Raw genomic sequence first — 18,110 nt, forward strand, 5'->3', positions numbered from 1 at the left:
GCCAGAGTCAGGACGATGGCCAGCGCAAACGGGCGCAGCGCAGCGGCGGTCAAATCGAAACGGGTTTTCATCGGGCGCACCATCGACAGTGATCGCAGCCTAGGCGGCGCTATCCGGGCCTGTCAAACCTCGCCGTCGGCCGCGCTTGACGGCAACGCCGACACTGAGGATTCTGCTGTGCACATGCCCGCACTCTATCTCGCCGCCAATACGCTCGAAGCCCAGATTCTTCGCGACTATCTCGGTGACCAGGGTGTGGCCGTGCGCATCGACGGTGAACATCTGGGCAGCGCGCGCGGCGAGCTGCCGATGGAGTATCCGCGGCTTTACCTGCTGAATCCTGCGGACGAAACTCAGGCGCGGCAGCTGCTTGCCGAGTACGAGCGGCGCCGATTCAATCCGTCGATCTGGCACTGCGCCTGCGGCGAAAACGTGCCCTCGCATTTCGAGCTGTGCTGGAATTGCGAAGCCCCCAGATCCTGAAGCGCCAGGAAAACACCACGATGCAGGTCGCGCTCTATCAACCCGAGATTCCACCGAACACCGGCAACGTGATGCGCCTGTGCGCCAACACCGGCGCGGTGCTGCATCTGATCAAACCGCTGGGATTTTCAATCGACGACGCCTCGCTGCGCCGCGCGGGCATGGACTATCGCGAGATCGCGGTGATCCGCGTCCACGAAAGCTTTGATGATTTTATGGTCGCTATAGGTAGCGCGCGAGTGTTTGCACTTTCAACAAAAGCGCAACGGCGTTACGACAGCGTGCGGTTCGAGGATAACGACGTTCTGCTGTTCGGCCCGGAATCACGCGGCCTGCCGGCCTCGGTTCTCGACAGCCTGGATGCACAACACAAACTGAGATTGCCGATGCAGCCCGACAGTCGCAGCCTCAACCTGTCCAACGCGGTTGCAGTGGTGGTTTACGAGGCCTGGCGACAGACAGAATTTGCGGGCGGCGCATAAACCTCGGCGCCGCCCGCAAAAACGGCTCAGCCGGGGCTGGCCTAGGCAGTCGCCTGCGTCGGCGCGGGCAGCTTGCGACGGCGACGCGCAGCCAGCCCGACAAGGCCCAGACCCAGCGCCATCATCGCGTAGGTTTCCGGCTCCGGAACCGCCGGGCCGATGCTCGCCGCGAGGCTGAGCGGGCCGAGCGTCAGGTCGATGATCGGAATCACGGTGTTCAGCGTCGGGAACAGATTGAGGCCCAGAGACAGGCCGCCACCGTAGCCGATCGTGAGCTTGGCCAGGCCCGGAATCGGGATGACCAGGCTTGACGTCGTTGCAGCGAGATTGCTGCTGGCGCCCAGGTCGATCAGCTTCGCGTTGGCCGAGCCAGCGAAACTCATCGAGACCACGGCGACCAGCGCCAAGAACGAATTGCGTAAATTGAACATCTGAAAAGCTCCCTTTGCCGAATCGAGGACAGTTTTGACCCACCTTGGTCAAAAACTACACGAGGCCGATTTCAAGAGCTGTAGGAATTTACCGCGACATCGCAAATTTCTTTCAGAAACGTGAACTCGTTGTCAAGTGGTTATGGCGTCAGTTTGTAACGCCAGATCTGCCGCTGCCGCCGACATCAGTCGTTCTCGGCTTTGGACGGCCGAGTCGCCAGCGCCCGCACCGCGTCCACCGCCGAGATCTCGGCCAGCAGCACGCGGTACACCTGCTCGGTGATCGGCATGCTGACCCTGTGCTGCTGCGACAGCCGCCGCACTTCCGGCGCGACCTTCACGCCTTCGACGACTTGGCGGATTTCCGCGGTCGCATCGGCAACGCTCTTGCCCTGCGCCAGCAGCAGGCCCATGCGCCGGTTGCGCGACTGGTTGTCGGTGCAGGTCAGCACCAGGTCGCCGAGGCCGGACAGGCCCATCAGCGTCTCCGGCTTGGCGCCCATGGCCTCGCCCAGGCGCATGATTTCGGCGAGACCGCGCGTGATCAGCGCCGCGCGCGTGTTCGCGCCCAGCCCGAGACCGTCGGCGATGCCGACGGCGATCGCCAGCACGTTCTTGACCGAGCCGCCGATCTCGACGCCGATGACGTCGTCGGCGGTGTAGGCGCGGAAGCCATCGCCATGCAGCGCGTGCGCGATACGGCCGGCGTAGGCCAGATTGGAGGACGCCACCGTCACCGCGGTCGGCAGGCCCAGGCCCAGCTCCTTGGCGAACGTCGGGCCGGAAATAACGGCCAGATCGCGCGAATCGCCGAGCTCTTCGGCGACCACTTCGTGCACCAGCTTGCCGGTGCCGGCTTCGATGCCCTTCATCGCGCAGGCGATGCCCATGCCCGGCGGCAGCAGCGGCTCGCATTTGCGCAGGGTTTCGCGCAGCGCGTGGCTCGGTACCGCGATCAGCAATTCTTCCGAGGATTCGATCGCCAGCCGCAGATCGGACGTCGCTGTCAGGCCGATGGGAAAATGCGCTTCCGGCAGATAGCGCTCGTTGAGGCGCTTGGCCTGCATCGCGGCCAGCGCATCACGGTCGCGTCCCCACAGCCACACCGGCGTGCCGCGGCGTGCCAGCTGGATCGCCAGCGCCGTGCCGTAGGAACCCGCACCGAGGACGGCGATGCCTTTCATCGCGCGCTTAGTGCGTGGTGGCTTCGGCCGTAGTGGCCGGCGCGGCGCCCTGGGCTTCGGCGCGGGCGCGGTTCAGATGTTCGATGAACAGCGCCTCGAAGTTGATCGGCTGCAGCAGCAGCTGCGGGAAGCCGGCCTTCTGCACGAAGTCCGACACCGCTTCGCGCGCGAACGGGAACAACAGGCTCGGGCAATAGCCGGCCAGCACCGCGGCGCGTTCCGGCTCGCTCGGGAAGCCGCGCACGACGAACACGCCGGCCTGCTGCACCTCGACCAGGAAGGCGACGTCGGTGCCGAGCTTGGCGGTGACGGTGACCGTCAGTACCAGGTGGAACTGGTCGTCGCCGAGCGACTGCACGTTGGTCGCGACGTTGACGTCGACCTGCGGCTGCCAGGGGCGCGAGAAAATCTGCGGCGCCAGCGGTGCTTCCACCGAGGCGTCGCGCAGATAGAACTTCTGCAGCATGACCTGGCGTGCGTCGGCCTGCGGCAGCACGGCGGGCGATTCGGGGGTGACGTCAGCAGCCATGGCGGCAAAACTCCAAAAAGCGGATCAATAGACAGGTGGGGAACGACGCCGGCGGGGCGTCGGTTAAAGAAAAAAACCGCGTCAGGCGCTGCCAAGCAGCGGGTCCAGGCCGCCGGCGCGATCCAGTGCCGACAGGTCGTCGAAGCCGCCGACATGGGTCTGGCCGACGAAGATCTGCGGCACGGTGCGGCGCCCGGACAGATGCATCATCTCATCGCGACGTTGCAGATCCTGGTCGACGCGGATTTCCTCGTAGGCCACGCCCTTGCCGTCGAGCAGGCGCTTGGCCATTACGCAGTAAGGGCAGTACGCCGTGGAATAGACGCGGACCGGGGCCATATCGGTTTCCTGTGACGGCCTACTTCGCGGTGACCGGCAGGCTGGCGCCGAGCCAGCTGTTGATGCCACCGCGTAGCGGATAAGCCTCGGCGTGGCCGAGCTTCTTGATCTTGTCGGCGGCTTCGCCGGCGCTGCTGCCCAGCGCGTCGTAAATCAGGATGGGCCGGCTCTTGTCGCGGCCCAGTTCGGTGGCGCGCTCTTCGATCTTGGCCAGCGGAATGTTCAGCGCGTTGAGCAGATGCGAGCGCTTGAAGTCGGCGACGGCGCGCACGTCGACGATCAGCGGCTCGCGGTCGTTGATCAAGCGCACCGCTTCGGGGATCGACAGGCGCTTGCCGCCGGTCATATTGCCGTGCACCTCGTTGGCGACGAGCAGCGCCGCGACGAAGGCCAGCGCGGCAAACAGGATCGGGTGGGCGATGACGAAATCGAGGTACAGCTGCATGGGTGTCCGGCGATGGCGACGGGCGCCAAAAGGTGTGGGAGAGGGCGATGCGAGACGTCTATGATAGGCCCGGAATTATGGCATCCCATACCCCCGACCGAAAGCGAGACCGCCCGGCGACCCGGGTCCAGCCCCGCGCCTGGGCGCTGGCGGCCTGCGCGCTGCTGGCGCTGGTCGCCGCACCGGCCGCTGTCGCCGCCGACGCTCCCGCTACCGGCGACATCCGCAGGAAAGAGCAGGAGCTGCAGCAGGTCAAGGGCAAGATCGACGCGCTGCGCAGCCAGCTGCAGCGCGAGCGCGGCAAGAAGGACGAGCTTGGCGGCGCGCTGGAAGCGGCCGAAAAAAAGCTCGCCGATGCCCAGGGCAAGCTCAAGGCGATCCGCCGCGAGGTCGCCGCGCAGAACGAGCGCATCCGCGCCAACCAGGCGCAGCAGGCCGAGGCCCAGTACCGCCTGGGCGTGCAGCGCGAGGTGCTGGGCCGGCAGATCCGCGCCGCCTACGTGATGGGCAATCGCGCCCGCACCCAGCTGTGGCTGAACCAGAACGACACCGCGCAGATCGGCCGCGTGCTGGCCGAATACGACTACGTCAACCGCGCCCGCGCCGGGCAGGTCTCCGCGGTGCAGGCTGAGCTGGACAAGATCGCCGGGCTGCAGAACCAGCTGATCGACGAGCGCGCGCGGCTGGAGTCGCTGGAGCTGGAACAGACCCAGGCGCTGAACAATCTCGAAAAAGGCCGCCAGGAACGCGCCGCCACGCTGGCGCAGATCGAAAAAAGCATCGTCAGCTCGGAAAGCGAGCTCAAGCAGGCCCAGGCCGACGAGGCCGAAGTGCGCAAGTTGCTGGAGACCCTGCGCGAGGCGCTGGCCAGCATTCCCGGCGACTTCGACGCCAGCAAGCCGTTCACCCAGCAGCGCGGCAAGCTGCCGTGGCCGCTGCGCGGCAACATCATCGCCGACTACGGTTCGCCCAAGGCCGATGGTCGCCTGAGCTGGAGCGGCCGCTGGATCGCCGCTAGGGAAGGCACCGCGGTGCGCGCGATCGCCAGCGGCCGCGTCGCCTATGTCGGCTGGCTGCAGCGTTACGGCCTGATCGTGATCCTCGAGCACGGCAACGGCTATTTCACGCTCTACGGCCATTGCGCGACCTCGTCGCCGGCCGCCGGCGACAAGGTCGAGGCCGGCCAGGTCATCGGCACTGCCGGCAACACCGGCGGCCACGATCGCAGCGGCGTTTATCTGGAATTGCGCAAGGGCTCGACCGCGCTGGATCCGCGCGAATGGCTCGGCAAGTAAGCGCGCGCTAGCCGCGGTCCGGGGTGTCGATCACCGGTTTGTGATGCTCCAGCTGGCGCTCGCCTTCGGGCGTCAGATCGTTGTTCAGGCCGGGCTCGACCAGGCCTTTGTGCACCAGCGACTGCAGCGCCTCGCGGTTGTGCCGGGTGCGCACGTTGTCGAGCTTGGTTTTCTTGATCCGCGCCAGCTCGGCCCTCTCGGCGTAGCTCAACGGCGGGTCCGCCTGTGGCGCCGCTTTGTCGTCGTCCATGACGGCCTCCGGTCGGTTGCGGGTGTGCGTCCGGTCCGATTCGATCAGAGCGCGGCTGGCGTCGGGCTTAATATGCGGCGATGAAGATCACGACCGTTCTGCTGCTCGCCGTGGCGACGCCAGCCGCCATCGCCGCGACCGCCTACCGCTGGACCGACGCCAGCGGCGTGGTCCATTACGAGCAGACGCCGCCGGTCAAGGGCCAGTACCAGACCGTGCACCCGGAGCTGCCGCCGCCGGCCAGCGCGCCGCCCGGCGACAACGGCAACAAGGCTTTTCTCAAACGCATCGAGGAACAGGACACCGCCAAGACCAAGGCGCGTGCCGATGCCGCCAGCGCCAAGGAAGCGCTGCAGCAGCAGTGCAGCAATGCACGCGCGCAGCTGCAGTTCCTGGACGAGCGCCCGCCGAACCGGCTGCGCATGCGCGAACAGGGCGGCGAACTGCGCCGCATGGACGCCGACGAGTGGGAAAAGCAGCGCAAGACAGCGGCGGACACCATCAAGCAGAGCTGTCGTCCGTAGCGCTTTTGCTACGGTCCGGCCCCTCGATACGCGGGCAAGCCCGCTACTCGGGACGAACGCAGGGCGGTTAGTGCCTCAAAAAGCCCAAGCGAACTCCCGTTCGTCCCGAGTGGCCGCGAAGCGGCTGTATCGAGGGACCCGGTCGAACGCAGAGGCCGATCAAAAAGCGCGGAGCACAAAAAAAGCGGCGGCAGATCGCTCTGCCGCCGCTTTTGAACGAGGCGCCTGAGGCTTACTTCGCCGGTGCTTCGTCCTTGCCGATGTCGATCAGCTCGACTTCGAACACCAGCGTCTGGTTCGGGCCGATCTTCACGCCGGCGCCGCGCTCGCCGTAGGCGAGTTCGGACGGAATGTAGAACTTGTACTTGGAGCCCGGCGTCATCAGCTGCACGCCTTCGGTCCAGCCCGGGATCACGTTGCCCAGCGGGAACGTCACCGGCTGGCCGCGCGAGTAGCTGCTGTCGAATTCTTCGCCGTTGAGCAGCGTGCCCTTGTAGTGCACGGTGACCTTGTCGGCGGCGGTCGGGTGCTTGCCCTCGCCTTCCTTCAGCACTTCGTACTGCAGGCCCGACGCGGTGGTCTTGACGCCTTCCTTCTTGCCGTTTTCGGCGAGGAACTTGGCGCCTTCTTCCTTGGCCTTGCTGGCCTGCTCTTCACGCGCCTTGACCTGCTCTTCCTGCATCTTCTTGGAGACCGTGTTCTTGATCTCCTCGCGGGCGGCGTCGTCGAGCTTCGGGGTCACGCCGTTGGTCACGTCGTTGAGGCCGGCTTCGAGCGCGGCGACGTCGACATGGTCCTTGACCGGCTTGAGCGAGTTGCCCAGATCCACGCCAATGGAATAGCCGAACTTCTGCGCGTCAGTGGTCAGCTCGCCGCTGCTGGCGGTCGCTTTGTCGTCTTCTTTCTTGGCGCAGGCAAACAACAGGCTCGCGCAGGCGGCGACAGCGAGCATACGGAAGGAGGAGTGCATAAGTTCTCTTGAAGAAGTTCTGGGTGGAAAACCGGGCTTGGAAGACCGGTTTGGGGAGCGCAGGTTAGGCTAACGGCGGGCAGATTACAGTGAAGGCGTTTCCAGAGCTACCGTGGCCGCCTGCGGCCTGCGGCTGAGCAACTGGAGCAGCGTCTGACGCGTTTCGTCCGACAGAAGTTCAAGTGATCGCTCGGCGATGCGCTCGATACGGGCGTCGACCAGCAGCTTGCGGTCCTCGCCCTCGGTCACCAGGCCGAGGTCGATCAGCGTATCCAGATAGCCTTTAAACAGGGCTTTATCGAAGAATTCCGGCGAATCGCGGCCGGTCAGCACGCCCATGCGCTCGGCCAGGCGGCGGCAGTCTTCCTCGAACTTGTCGCGGGCGACGCTCTGCTGCGTACGCCGTTCGTCGGCGAGCAGCAAGGTGGTCATGCAATAGCGTTCCAGCGTCTCGCCCATGACCCGGCCGAGCATCGCCAAGGTCGAGAATTCCGGCGTCGACACGCCCGGACGCGCCAGCCGGCCGTCGTCGTTGCGCAGCAGCAGGCCCTGTTTGAGCATCACCTCGATGCAGTCGCGCGCCACCTGTTCGGCCTCGGCCGGCTCCCAGCGCAGGTAGAACTCGGTACGCAGGAACGGGTACAGCGCACGGCAGCCGGTGACCACGGCCTCCTCGCTGAGCGCGGCGCGGGTGCGGAACAGGTTGGCGATCAGGCTCGGCACCGCGAACAGATGCTGGATGTTGTTGCGCGCATAGGTCAGCAGCACCGCGTCGCGGTCGGCAACGTCGAGCAGATCGCCCCAGGGATGCGGCACCGTGGCGATGCGCGCGATCGGCGCCGCCCATTCCAGCGATTCGGCCGGCGATTTCACCGGAATTTCCAGCGTGTCGCTGTACGGTCGGCCTTCGAGCAGGCGCACCAGATGCGCGAGCTGCTCGATGAATTCGGTACGCGACACCGCGCGCTGCGGGCTCGCCAGCATCGCCACCGCGGCCAGGCTCACCGGGCTGGCGACGGCGGCGGCGTTGACGCGGCGGTGATTCGCCAGCGCCAGCCGGCCGACGAAATCGCGCCAGCCCGGCGGCGTCTCGGTACCGGCGCGCAAGCTGTCGCGCCAGCCCGGCAGATGCTTGTCGGCGTACTCCTGCAGCTGCATCGGCTCGCCGAAATTGATGTGCACGCGGCCGTAGGACTTGGTCAGCAGCTTGGCGCCCTTGAGCAGATCCGAGGCTGATTCCTTTTGTTTCTGCGCGCCGCGCAGTTCCTTGAAGTAGCTCGACAGCTCCCAGACCTTGTCGTACCCGACGTAGACCGGAACGATGGACACCTTGCGCGCGCTCTGGCGCAGCGCCGACTCGACGACCATGCCGAGCAGGCCGGCTTTCGGCGCCAGCAGGCGGCCGGTGCGGCTGCGGCCGCCCTCGGGATAAAAGCTGATCGAATAGCCGCGGCCGATCAGTGAATCCACGTAGGCGCGGAACACCGCCGCATACAGCCGGTCGCTGCCGAAGCTGCGCCGCATGTAGAACGCACCGCCGCGACGCAGGATAGGCCCGGCCGGCCAGAAGTTCAGATTCACGCCGGCGGCGATATGCGGTACCACCAGGCCGGAGCGGTACAGCACATAGCTCAGCAGCAGGTAGTCGGCGTGGCTGCGGTGCGACGGCAGGTAGATGATCTCGTGCCCCTGCGCGGCTTCAACGCGCAGACGCTCCATGCCGAACACTTCGACGCCGCGGAAAATGCGGTTCCAGACGAACTCGAGAACGATCTCGAGAAAGCGCACCGAGGTCGCCGAATAGTTCGCCGCGATCTCTTCGGCATAGCGCCGCGCCTTGGCCGCGGTCTGCTCCGCGTTGAGCTTGCCGCGCCGCGTTTCGGCGGCGATTTCTTCCTTGACCCGCGTCGTGTTCAGCAGCTGCTGGATCACCACGTCGCGGTTCTGCAGCGTCGGGCCCAGTGCCGCGGTGCGCGCATGCAGAAAGTAGATGTGCAGCAGGCGGCCGAGCTTGCGCACCGCGAAATCCGGCGCTTTCTGGTTGGCGACGAAATCGCGAAACGACATCGGCAGGCCGAAGTTCGCATACACGTTGCGGCCGTTGACCAGCATGATGATCAGCTTGCGGATCATGCCGGCCTGCACGCTGTCGGCAAAAATCAGTTTCCACAACGACGTTTCCTGGCCCGGATCGCGGCCCCAGAAAACCGACACCGGCACGACCTGGCAGTCGAAGGCCGGATCGGCCGCGGCGCGCGTGACCACCGCGGTCAGCGCGGTGTCGCGGATGCGCGTTTCCAGCAGTGCCGGCAGGTACAGCGCGCCGGCCTGGCTGGTGCTCGGCAGGTTGGTGCCGGTGCGGCCGGGCCGCGGCAGGCCGTGATCGCGGCAGATGCGGTCGAGCAGGAACAGGTCGCCCCAGGATCGCGCCGCCAGCACGTAAACCACCGGCTTGGTCGGATCCAGCGCGAGCTTGGCCGCCAGCTCCGACGGCGTGGTGCGATAGCCGATCAGCCGGTTCAGGGGCTGAAACAGCCACCAGGCAATCCAATAGAAGGCCGCAGTGAACACGTGTAAGGCATGACCGGTCAGGCAGGAACTTGGGAGTTTACCCGGTCTGAGAGTCAGCCCCGATGCGGCTGATTCCCCGATAATGGCGACCATGGCCGATCCCACGCATCCCGACCCCCACGCCCATCAGCAAAGGCTGCTGGCCGCGCGCAAGCGCGTGGCGCTGATCGCCCACGGTCTCGACGGCCTGATCGGTATTCCCGGCACGCGCCTGCGCTTCGGCCTGGACTCGATCATCGGCCTGATTCCGGGCATCGGCGATTTCGCCGGCATGCTGATGGGCGGCGCGATCCTGACCGAGGGCCTGCGCGCCGGCGCGCCGAACCGCCTGATCGCGCGCATGCTCGGCAACACCGTGATCGACGGCCTGGTCGGCTCGGTACCGCTGTTGGGCGATATCTTCGATTTCGCATTCCGCTCCAATGCAATGAACGCGCGGCTGCTGCTGGATCACCTCGACCGGCACACGCAGACACCGGCCGGTGCCAAGCCGGTGCGTCGCGGGCCGCTGCTGTTTCTGGTGCTGCTGGTGCCGGTGGCGATGTTCGCGCTGGCGGTGTACGGCATGGTGGCGCTGTTCCAGCACCTGTATTCGTGAATCGCGGCTTGCACCCGGGCTACCGAAGCGACGCGTAGCCCGGGTGCAACCCGGGGTTTGGCGCGAGCCAGACTCCACCGGAAAACCCCGGATTGACGCAGCCCGCTGCAGCGGGCAAGGTCCAGCGCTCTGCCGCCGCGCCTTTCCGGCCTCCCGAACTACATGACGTCAACCGCCGCCACGGCCCATCCGCGCGGGCTCGCCACGCTGTTTTTCACCGAGATGTGGGAGCGTTTCTCCTACTACGGCATGCGCGCGATCCTGGTGTTGGCGATGGTCGCCGCGGTCGAGGACGACAATCCCGGCCTCGGCCTGGGCCGCGACATGGCCACCGCCGCCTACGGCATCTACACCACCGCGGTGTATCTGGCCTCGCTGCCCGGCGGCTGGATCGCGGACCGCCTGCTCGGCCTGCGCGACGCGGTGTTCGCCGGCGGCTGCATCATCGCCGCCGGCCATTTCACGATGGCGATTCCGAGCAACGCGACGTTCTTCGTCGGCCTGACCTTGATCGCGCTCGGCACCGGACTGCTGAAGCCGAATATCTCGGCGATGGTCGGCGAGCTGTACCCCGAAGGCGGCGCGCGCCGCGATGCGGGGTTCTCGATCTTCTACATGGGCATCAACGTCGGCGCGTTCGCCGGAAAACTGATCTGCGGCTGGCTCGGTGAAAAGCATGGCTGGCATTACGGCTTCGGCGCGGCCGGGCTGTTCATGGTCGCCGGACTGGTGCAGTACAAGCTCTACGGCCACCACCTCGGCAACATCGGCCTGCTGCCTTCGAGCAGCGGCGATGCAAGGCTGGATCAGCGGCGTCGCCGCCGCGGGTGGCTGATCGTCGTCGCCGCGCTGGCCGCGATCGCGGTGATCATGACGGCGGCGCTGCAGGGCCATCTGGCGATCGATCCGGTGCGGCTGTCCAAGCAGGCGGCGGTGATCATCGTCGCCACCGCGGCGCTGTATTTCGGCTATGTGCTGCTGCTCGGCAAGCTCGATGCGCTGGAGAAAAAGCGCGTCTGCGCGATCATCGTGCTGTTCGTCGGCGCAGCGGTATTCTTCGCCGGCTTCGAGCAGGCCGGCTCCTCGTTCAACCTGTTCGCGCTGGATCACACCGATCGCGACTTCGGCAGTTGGCAGCTGCCGGCGTCGTGGATGCAGGCGGTGAATCCGATGTTCATCATCCTGCTGTCGCCGTTCTTCGCGGCGCTGTGGGTGAACCTGGCGCGGCGCAATCTGACGCCGTCGATTCCGGCCAAGTTCGCGCTCGGCCTGCTGCAGATGGCGATCGGCTTCCTGGTGATGTACTACGCGGCGCGTTACGTCGCCGCTGGCGAGAAAGTCGCGCCGACCTGGCTGGTGCTGACCTATCTGTTCCACACCACTGGCGAGCTGTGCCTGTCGCCGGTCGGCCTGGCCGCGGTGACCAAGCTCGCGCCGCGCCGCTACGTCGGCCAGATGATGGGCACCTGGTTCATGGCCGCCTCGCTCGGCCATATCATCGCCGGGCTGATGGCCGGGCATCTGGCCGATCCTAGTAATGTCGCGGCATTGCCCGACCGCTTTCTGCTGATCTTCATGGTCACCGCTGGCGCCGGCGCGCTGATGCTGCTGATTTCGCGGCCGGTGCAAAAGCTGATCGGCAATGTTCAATGATGTTGCTTCGAAACTTTCGATAACGACGACGATGAAAGGACACGCCATGCATCGCGCCCCGCGCTTCAAACTGCTGCCGTTCGCGGCTCTCTTGCTGGTGGCCGCCTGTCACGACAAACCGGCCGATCCGGCGGCCGCCGCGACCAGCGTGCCCGAGGTGCAGAGCGCGGTCACTGCCGCGGATGCCGACAAGTTCGTGCTTGGCATCAACCAATGGCGCGAGAAAAACATGCCGCGTTTCTCCGCGGCGTTCTGGCTGGCCTCGACCTATATCAACGACGACTCGCAGGCGCTGTCGGCCGCGGCCACCGAGGAAATGCTCGAGTACGTGACCCGGACCATCGGCGAAGCCAAGCGTTTCGAGCACGCCGAAGGCATCAGCAAGCCGACCGCACGTGCGATCGAGCTGACCCGGCTCGGCACCTCGCTGCCGGCGCCCAGCGACGCCAAGGATCGCGAGGAACTCGCCAAGCTGTCGGCCAAGCTCGAGGCCAATTACGGCGCCGGCAAATGGTGCCATCCGAATGCCGCCGGCCAGCAGGAATGCCTGACGCTGCAGCAGATCGAGAAGATCGTCGACAACGTCGATTTCAAGAACACGCCCGAGCAGATGGCCGAGGCCTGGGCCGGCTGGCATGCGACTGCCAAGCCGATCCGCAAGGATTACCAGCGCTTCGCCGAGCTGATGAACGAAGGCAGCAAAGAGATCGGCTTCGCCAACACCGGCGAGCTGTGGCGCGGCGGCTACGACATGACGCCGGCCGAATTCGACACCGAAGTCGAGCGCCTGTGGGGCCAGGTCAAGCCGCTGTACGAGGCGCTGCATTGCAGCGTGCGCAGCAAGCTCAACGAAAAATACGGCGACGCGGTGGTGCCGAAAAACGGCCTGATCCCGGCACAGCTGCTCGGCAACATGTGGGCGCAGCAGTGGGGCAACCTGTATCCGCTGATGGAGCCGTACAAGGGCGTCGGCAGCCTCGACGTGACCGGCGCGCTGGTGAAGATGCGCGAAGCCGAACTCTCCAAGATCAAGGCCGCGTACAAGGGCAAGCCGTCGATCGTGCAGCAGGCCGACATGGAGCACCAGGCCGACATCGCGATCGCGACCAAGATGACCCGGATCGCCGAGGATTTCTATACCTCGCTGGGCATGCCCAAGCTGCCGGATTCGTTCTGGGCCAAGTCGCAGCTGGTGCAGCCGCGCGATCGCGACGTGGTCTGCCACGCCAGTGCCTGGGACTTCAACCTGAAGCAGGACGACGTGCGCATCAAGATGTGCATCGAGCCCAACGAGGAAAGCCTGCGCACGATCCATCACGAGCTCGGCCACATCTATTACTACCTGAACTACAAGGACCAGCCTTCGGTGTTCCAGTCCGGCGCGCACGACGGCTTCCATGAAGCCATCGGCGACACCGTGACGCTGTCGCTGACCGCCCAGCATCTGCAGACCATCGGCCTGATCAGCGACGCGAAGAAGGATGAGCACGCGGTGATCAACGACCAGATGAAACTGGCGCTGGAAAAGATCACCTTCCTGCCCTGGGGCAAGCTCGTCGACCAGTGGCGCTGGCGCGTGTTCGACGGCCAGATTCCGTCGGACCAGTACAACGCCGGCTGGTGGAAGCTGCGTGCGGCGTATCAGGGCGTCGCGCCGCCGCTGGCGCGCAGCGAGGACGATTTCGATCCGGGTGCGAAGTACCACATCCCGGCGAACACGCCGTATACGCGCTATTTCCTCGCCTTCATCCTGCAGTTCCAGTTCCAGAAAGCGCTGTGCGATGCCTCGGGCTTCAAGGGCCCGCTGTACGAGTGCGACGTTTACGGCAACGCCGAAGCCGGCGAGCGTTTCATGGCGATGCTGAGTCAGGGCCAGTCGCAGCCCTGGCAGGACACGCTGGAGAAGCTCACCGGCACGCGCAAGATGGATGCCTCGGCGATCATCGAGTACTTCAGTCCGCTGATGAAGTATCTGCAGGAGCAGAACCAGGGCAAGACCTGCGGCTGGGACGGCGAAGCCTGATCGCGGCGGTCCACGATGATCAGGAAAATCCTCAAGTGGAGCCTGGCCGCACTGGCGGTGCTGGTCGTTGCGGCGGCGCTGCTGGCGGCGCAGACCTGGTACTTCAAACCGCTGCGTTTCAGCTGGTTTCTGGATCGCGCGCTGCTCAAGCACACGCTCGATGATCCGGAGCTGCTGACGCAGTTGCGGCTGTTGGAACCGCTGGGCATCGACGGCCACAACGGCCGCCTTACCGATGTCTCGGTCCGGCAGGGCGAGAAAGTCGCAGAGTCCTGGCAGGACGATCTCGACACCTTGCATGCCTACGATCGCGCCGCGATGACGCCGGCGCAGCAACTCGCCTACGACGTGATGGACTGGTACGTCGGCGGCCAGGTCGAAGGGCGGCGCTGGATGTATCACGACTATCCGGTGAACCCGCTGTTCGGCCTGCAGTCCGAGTTGCCGACGCTGATGGCGACGCAGCAGAGCGTCACCGATGCGCACGAGGCCGGGCAGTATCTGGACCGCCTCGACGGCTTCGGCGTGAAGTTCAGCCAGCTGCTCGAAGGCCTGCGCCTGCGCGAGGAGCGCGGCATCATTCCGCCGGCTTTCGTCGTGCACAAATCGCTGGAACAGATGCGCGCCTTCGTCGCGGTGCCGGCCGAGCAGAACCTGCTGTACACCGCGCTCGCCGATAAGCTCAAGAACGCCAAAGGCCTTCATGACGATCAGCGCGGCGAGCTGCTGGCCCAGGCTGCGGATCGCATCACCAACGTCGTGTATCCGGCCTACGACCAGCTGATCGCCTACTTCGAGCGGCTGCAGCCCAAAGCGCGCGCCAACAACGGCGTCTGGGCGCTGCCGGATGGCGATGCGTTCTACGCCTACTCGGTGCGCCAGGCGACGACCACCGACATGACGCCGGAAGAGCTGCATCAGCTCGGCCTGGCCGAAGTCGCGCGTATCGAGGCCGAGATGGATGCGCTGCTGCGCGAGCAGGGTTATGCGGAGGGCAGCGTCGGCGCGCGCATGAGCGCGCTCGGCAACGAGCCGCGCTTTCTGTATACCAATACCGACGCCGGCCGCAGCGAAATTCTCGCCGATTTCCAGAAGATCATCGACGAGGTCAACGCCGGCATGGGCGCCGCGTTCAACCACGTGCCGGATACCAAGGTCGTCGTGCAGCGCGTGCCCGAGTTCAAGGAGAAGACCAGCCCGCAGGCCTATTACGATCCGGCGCCGCTGGACGGCTCGCGGCCTGGCACGTTCTGGGTCAGCCTGCGCGACGTCACCGAGATCAAGAAATTCTCGATGCACACGCTCGCCTATCACGAGGCGATCCCGGGCCATCACTTCCAGATCTCGATCGCGCGTGGACTCAAGGACGTGTCGACCGTGCAGCGCGTGCTGCCGTTCACCGCATATAGCGAAGGCTGGGCGCTGTACGCGGAGCGCCTGGCCAAGGAACTCGGCTACGAGAAAGATCCGTTCGACGATCTCGGCCGGCTGCGCGACGAGCAGTTCCGCGCGGTGCGCCTGGTCGTCGATACCGGCATGCATTACAAGCGCTGGACGCGCGAACAGGCGATCGCCTACATGATCGACAAGACCGGCATGGCCGAGGGCGACGTCGTTGCCGAAATCGAACGCTATCTGGTCTGGCCGGGGCAGGCGCTGGCGTACAAGACCGGCATGCTGAAAATTCTCGAGCTGCGCGCGCGGGCGCAACAGCAACTTGGTGATCGCTTCGATCTGAAAGCATTCCACGACCAGGTGCTGATGGCCGGCGCGCTGCCGCTGGGCGTGCTCGAGGCGCGCGTCGATCGCTGGATCGCGAGCCAGCTCGTCAGCGGCGGATGATGAAACGTTGTGCGCTGATACTGGCGCTGCTGTGGTCGCTGCCGGCCGCGGCACTGCAGGTCGGCGACATTCCACCGGACCCGCTGGGCGTGGATTTCTCCGGCCGGCCGGTGCACGTCAGCGACTACCGCGGCAAGATCGTCATCGCCACGTTCTGGGCGAGCTGGTGTGCGCCGTGCATGAGCGAGATGGGCCGCTTGGAGGACATCCAGCGCCAGCTGGGGCATTCACAGCTGCAGATCATCGGCGTCAATTACCGTGAAAGCGCGCAAGCCTGGCGGCAGTTCCGCACGCGCTTCGCCTCGGTGCAACTGAAGCTGACTTTTGATCCCGATGCCAGCGTGGTGAGCTGTTATCAGGTCGACGCGGTGCCGACGATGCTCATGATCGACCGCAGCGGCCGCATCGCCCATGCCCATCGCGGGTACACCGAGGCGACTTCGGTGCAGGGCCTGGTCGCCGAGTTGAACGCGCTGCTGAGCACACCGCCGCTGCCGCCGGAACGCTCTCGCCCGCCTTATTGACATACTGATAACCGAGGGTGATGGGTCAATTTTTCTGAGCGTCTGTTTCAAATGCTTCCGCTTGGATCGCTGGGGGACGCAGCCTATAGTCATCGACACAATCGGAGAGCCAGATGAGTGCCTACGCCAACCAGAACGTCAACACGCCGGGCCGCTATCGCTCACCGGCGATCAGCCTGCACTGGCTGATCGCGATCCTGATTTTCGGCGGCTATGGCCTGGGCCTGTTCATGACCGGCCTGCCGGCCTCGGCCGACAAGCTGCTGTATTACAGCTGGCACAAGTGGGCCGGCGTGAGCGTATTCCTGCTGGCGATCCTGCGTGCGCTCTGGCGCATGACGCATCCGGCGCCGCCTCTGGTCAGCGGCGCGCGCTGGGAACACTGGGCCGCGCACGGCGCCCATCTGGCGCTGTATCTGCTGATGCTGACGATCCCGCTGAGCGGCTGGCTGCACAGCTCGGCGCTGGGCTACCAGACCGTGTATCTGGGCCAGTTCCCGATTCCGGATGTCGTCGGCAAGGACAAGGCGCTGGCGGAATTCTTCGGTGAGGCGCACGAATATCTGAACTACGCGCTGCTGACGGTGCTGCTGCTGCACGCCGCCGCGGCGCTGCAGCACCACTGGCTGCGCCGCGACGATGTGCTGCGGCGCATGCTGCCGAAGACCGGCGCCAATGGCTTGGCCGTGCTGGTCACGCTGCTGTCGGTGATCGCCTTCGGTGTGATCTTCAAGCTGAAAGTGGCCGAAGGCGCGCACGCCGAACATGGCGCTGCAGCGCAAGTTGCCAGCGGCAGCGAAAGCGCCGTCGATCCGGCTGCGCTGAGCGGCGAGATCGGAGCCGAGTTCCGCCAGTTGAACGTTCCGGTCACCGGCAACTTCACCCGGTTCAGCGCCGCCGCGCTGGTGTTCGATCCCGAGCATCTGGATCAGGCGCACGCCGATATCCTGGTGGACACCGCCAGCTACGATCTCGGCGACGCCGACTACAACGCCGAAGTGCGCAAGAAGGAATGGTTCGACAGTACGGCGTTTCCGCAGGCACGTTTTGTCACGGACAAGGTCGAAAAGCTCGCCGATGGCCGTTACCAGGCCAGTGGAGCGCTGACGATCAAGAGCAAGACCCAGCCCGCCGTGGTCGTGTTCACGATGGCCAGCGAGGGAGACAAAGTGGTTTACAGCGGCGAAACCAGCCTGCTGCGCTCGGCCTACGACATCGGCGACGCGGAGTGGAACGACGTGCTCGAAGACAAGGTCGTCGTGCGCTTCAAGGTTGCGCTGCCGAAGTCCTGATTTTCGTATCTCTAACCAACAACACAACACACACCAGGAGTCATACCCATGTTCAAGTCACTGAGTTTTGCCGCTGCCGCCGCGTTGCTGTGGAGCGGCGTCAGCGCCGCCGCGCCGGTTACCTACACCATCGCGCCGGATCACACCTACCCGAGCTTCGAAGCCCCGCACATGGGCATTTCGATCTGGCGCGGCAAGATCGAAAAGACCAGCGGCACCGTGGTGCTCGACGACGCTGCCAAGACCGGCACCGTCGACATCACCATGGACGCCTCGACCGTCGACTTCGGCCACGCCAAGATGAACGAGCACGCCAAGGGCGAGGACTTCTTCAACGTCGCCAAGTACCCGACGATCAGCTACAAGGGCACGATCAAGTACGACGACGGCAAGCCGGGCAAGGTCGACGGCCAGCTGACGCTGCTGGGCGTGACCAAGCCGGTCAAGCTCGACATCGACAGCTTCAAGTGCATCACCCACCCGATGCTGAAGAAGGAAGTCTGCGGCGCCGATGCCGAAGCCGAATTCAACCGCGCCGACTTCGGCATGAGCAAGTACGCCGACGGCGACGCCGGCAAGGTCAAGCTGCGGATTCAGGTTGAGGCGCTGAAGAACTAAAGCTAGCGCGCTCGTCGTCGCGGACAGGGTCCGCTCCTACAATGCTCGCACCTGTAG

Annotated in this window: 19 protein-coding genes; 11 read left to right on the forward strand and 8 right to left on the reverse strand. The window is 65.4% G+C overall.

The features are described from left to right. Window positions 1-15: 15 nt before the first annotated feature. Together ACQZF9_RS21435 and ACQZF9_RS21440 are read left to right on the forward strand one after the other, a co-directional pair. Window positions 16-483, forward strand: coding sequence for a DUF2007 domain-containing protein (locus ACQZF9_RS21435; RefSeq protein ID WP_428310996.1), 468 nt, complete (start codon window positions 16-18; stop codon window positions 481-483). Window positions 484-503: 20 nt separating this feature from the next. Beyond that, the gene (locus ACQZF9_RS21440; protein ID WP_428310997.1) at window positions 504-965 is read left to right on the forward strand and encodes a tRNA (cytidine(34)-2'-O)-methyltransferase; all 462 of its coding nucleotides are present in this window, start codon (window positions 504-506) and stop codon (window positions 963-965) included. Between the two features lie 41 nt (window positions 966-1,006). Here the strand turns inward: ACQZF9_RS21440 and ACQZF9_RS21445 are convergent, their stop codons facing one another. The 5 genes from ACQZF9_RS21445 to ACQZF9_RS21465 all read right to left on the reverse strand — a co-directional run bounded on the left by ACQZF9_RS21445 (window position 1,007) and on the right by ACQZF9_RS21465 (window position 3,893). Continuing rightward, window positions 1,007-1,396 (reverse strand): PEP-CTERM sorting domain-containing protein, encoded by a 390-nt coding sequence (locus ACQZF9_RS21445; RefSeq protein ID WP_428310998.1) that lies wholly within the window; start codon window positions 1,394-1,396, stop codon window positions 1,007-1,009. A 185-nt stretch (window positions 1,397-1,581) separates the two neighbouring features. After that, window positions 1,582-2,580 (reverse strand): NAD(P)H-dependent glycerol-3-phosphate dehydrogenase, encoded by a 999-nt coding sequence (locus tag ACQZF9_RS21450; RefSeq protein ID WP_428310999.1) that lies wholly within the window; start codon window positions 2,578-2,580, stop codon window positions 1,582-1,584. Window positions 2,581-2,587: 7 nt separating this feature from the next. Then, on the reverse strand, window positions 2,588-3,109 hold the full coding sequence (secB, locus tag ACQZF9_RS21455) for a protein-export chaperone SecB (RefSeq protein ID WP_428311000.1): 522 nt from the start codon (window positions 3,107-3,109) through the stop codon (window positions 2,588-2,590). 81 nt (window positions 3,110-3,190) lie between these two features. Continuing rightward, window positions 3,191-3,448, reverse strand: a complete 258-nt coding sequence (gene grxC, locus ACQZF9_RS21460; protein ID WP_428311001.1) for a glutaredoxin 3 — start codon at window positions 3,446-3,448, stop codon at window positions 3,191-3,193. A 19-nt stretch (window positions 3,449-3,467) separates the two neighbouring features. Next, a complete protein-coding gene (locus tag ACQZF9_RS21465; RefSeq protein ID WP_428311002.1) occupies window positions 3,468-3,893 on the reverse strand; it encodes a rhodanese-like domain-containing protein in 426 nt (141 codons plus the stop codon). A gap of 77 nt (window positions 3,894-3,970) precedes the next feature. Between ACQZF9_RS21465 and ACQZF9_RS21470 the strand changes: the two genes are divergently transcribed. Then, the gene (locus ACQZF9_RS21470; protein WP_428311003.1) at window positions 3,971-5,188 is read left to right on the forward strand and encodes a murein hydrolase activator EnvC family protein; all 1,218 of its coding nucleotides are present in this window, start codon (window positions 3,971-3,973) and stop codon (window positions 5,186-5,188) included. A gap of 7 nt (window positions 5,189-5,195) precedes the next feature. On the opposite strand, the gene ACQZF9_RS21475 is transcribed toward ACQZF9_RS21470, so the two are convergent. After that, entirely contained in the window at window positions 5,196-5,438 is a 243-nt protein-coding gene (locus tag ACQZF9_RS21475) for a hypothetical protein (RefSeq protein ID WP_428311004.1), read from the reverse strand. 80 nt (window positions 5,439-5,518) lie between these two features. Between ACQZF9_RS21475 and ACQZF9_RS21480 the strand changes: the two genes are divergently transcribed. Further along, a complete protein-coding gene (locus ACQZF9_RS21480) occupies window positions 5,519-5,962 on the forward strand; it encodes a DUF4124 domain-containing protein (RefSeq protein ID WP_428311005.1) in 444 nt (147 codons plus the stop codon). A 232-nt stretch (window positions 5,963-6,194) separates the two neighbouring features. On the opposite strand, the gene ACQZF9_RS21485 is transcribed toward ACQZF9_RS21480, so the two are convergent. Beyond that, a complete protein-coding gene (locus tag ACQZF9_RS21485; RefSeq protein WP_428311006.1) occupies window positions 6,195-6,932 on the reverse strand; it encodes an FKBP-type peptidyl-prolyl cis-trans isomerase in 738 nt (245 codons plus the stop codon). Window positions 6,933-7,016: 84 nt separating this feature from the next. Beyond that, window positions 7,017-9,503 (reverse strand): glycerol-3-phosphate 1-O-acyltransferase PlsB, encoded by a 2,487-nt coding sequence (plsB, locus tag ACQZF9_RS21490; RefSeq protein ID WP_428311007.1) that lies wholly within the window; start codon window positions 9,501-9,503, stop codon window positions 7,017-7,019. Window positions 9,504-9,594: 91 nt separating this feature from the next. On the opposite strand from plsB, the gene ACQZF9_RS21495 reads away from it, so the two are divergent. From ACQZF9_RS21495 to ACQZF9_RS21525, 7 genes are all read left to right on the forward strand, one after another. Next, a complete protein-coding gene (locus ACQZF9_RS21495; RefSeq protein ID WP_428311008.1) occupies window positions 9,595-10,101 on the forward strand; it encodes a DUF4112 domain-containing protein in 507 nt (168 codons plus the stop codon). A gap of 162 nt (window positions 10,102-10,263) precedes the next feature. Further along, the gene (locus ACQZF9_RS21500) at window positions 10,264-11,754 is read left to right on the forward strand and encodes a peptide MFS transporter (RefSeq protein WP_428311009.1); all 1,491 of its coding nucleotides are present in this window, start codon (window positions 10,264-10,266) and stop codon (window positions 11,752-11,754) included. A 46-nt stretch (window positions 11,755-11,800) separates the two neighbouring features. Further along, complete coding sequence (locus ACQZF9_RS21505) at window positions 11,801-13,777, forward strand: M2 family metallopeptidase (RefSeq protein ID WP_428311010.1); 1,977 nt, start codon at window positions 11,801-11,803, stop codon at window positions 13,775-13,777. A 15-nt stretch (window positions 13,778-13,792) separates the two neighbouring features. Further along, window positions 13,793-15,619, forward strand: a complete 1,827-nt coding sequence (locus ACQZF9_RS21510; protein WP_428311011.1) for a DUF885 domain-containing protein — start codon at window positions 13,793-13,795, stop codon at window positions 15,617-15,619. Further along, window positions 15,616-16,143, forward strand: a complete 528-nt coding sequence (locus tag ACQZF9_RS21515) for a TlpA family protein disulfide reductase (RefSeq protein ID WP_428311012.1) — start codon at window positions 15,616-15,618, stop codon at window positions 16,141-16,143. The genes ACQZF9_RS21510 and ACQZF9_RS21515 overlap by 4 nt, the downstream gene beginning before the upstream one ends. Before the next feature lie 113 nt (window positions 16,144-16,256). Next, window positions 16,257-17,435: a cytochrome b/b6 domain-containing protein gene (locus ACQZF9_RS21520; RefSeq protein ID WP_428311013.1), complete on the forward strand. Its 1,179-nt coding sequence runs from the start codon at window positions 16,257-16,259 to the stop codon at window positions 17,433-17,435. A 48-nt stretch (window positions 17,436-17,483) separates the two neighbouring features. Then, window positions 17,484-18,053 carry a YceI family protein gene (locus tag ACQZF9_RS21525; RefSeq protein ID WP_428311014.1) on the forward strand — a complete coding sequence of 190 codons (570 nt, stop codon included), beginning with the start codon at window positions 17,484-17,486 and terminating at the stop codon, window positions 18,051-18,053. The last annotated feature ends 57 nt before the right edge of the window (window positions 18,054-18,110 follow it).

The organism is Hydrocarboniphaga sp., assembly GCF_965279055.1.
Classification (GTDB): Bacteria; Pseudomonadota; Gammaproteobacteria; order Nevskiales; family Nevskiaceae; genus Hydrocarboniphaga.